The following is a 972-nucleotide window of genomic DNA, read 5'->3' as shown; positions in this document are numbered from 1 at the left end:
AAGGGCAACGCGGCGCTCATGGCCTTGCCTGATTGGAACCTGCGGAGATCGGCCTCGTTTGGCTGAAGCCATGGCAAAAATCGATCCGAGGACCGTCGCCAGTCTTTTGAGGGAATACGCGCAACGGGCGTCTATGCGCGACGACAATCCCTATCGCACAAAGGCATACTTGCGCGCGGCAGACAGTCTGACGGCGCTGTCGCAGCCGCTTGATCGGATCATCGCCACCGGCGCCCTCACCAAGATCCCGGGGATCGGTGACGCGATCGCAGACATCGTGACCAAGCTTTACCAAACCGGCACGCACCCAAGCCTTGAGAAGCTGCGCGAGGATGTTCCAGCGGGCGTGATGGAGCTGTTTGCCATACCCGGGCTTCGTCCCGATAAGATACTGAAGCTTCATCAGCTGCTCGGCGTAAACTCGCTGGCGGAGCTCGAGGCCGCAGCAAGAGAAGACCGCATACGCCCAGTCAAAGGTCTCGGCGCCGCGCTTCAGACAAAACTCCTGCAGAGCCTGGCCATCGTGCGAAGCGGCGAAACGCAACTTCACCTGCACAAGGCCGCCGCTCTTCTCGAACATGCGGTCATATCGGTGAAGCAAGAGCATCCAGAGTTTTCGCGCGTCGAAATTGCAGGTGACTTCCGGCGCGGTTGCGAGCTCGTTTCCGACTTCGCCCTGGTAGCGCAGGGCAGAAAGTCGACTGGAATCGAGGATACGACCCTCAGGCTTGTTGTCACGGACAGGAAGCACTTTGGCGCAAACCTGCTCGAAGCAACCGGTTCGGCAGACCACCTTGAGCAACTGAAGACGTTCGCGGCCGACAAGGGATTCACCCTAAACGCCGACGGGCTTCATCGCGGGAGAAAGCTGATCGCGTCAGCGACAGAAGAAGAAATCTACCAAGCTCTAGACTTGCAGTTTATCGAGCCTGAATTGCGCGAAGGCAGGGACGAGATTGAGCGAGCGGCAAA

General features: G+C 59.0%; 1 pseudogene. It reads left to right on the top strand.

Annotated features, from left to right (window positions below):
- Window positions 1–58 precede the first annotated feature (58 nt).
- Window positions 59–972, top strand: a pseudogene (locus NKH36_RS34670) (DNA polymerase/3'-5' exonuclease PolX); the annotation flags it as partial.

It is taken from the genome of Mesorhizobium sp. M1312, assembly GCF_040318115.1.
Taxonomy (GTDB): domain Bacteria; phylum Pseudomonadota; class Alphaproteobacteria; order Rhizobiales; family Rhizobiaceae; genus Mesorhizobium.
Note: the sequence above shows the minus strand (reverse complement) of the source record. Positions and strands in the feature narration are given on the sequence as shown.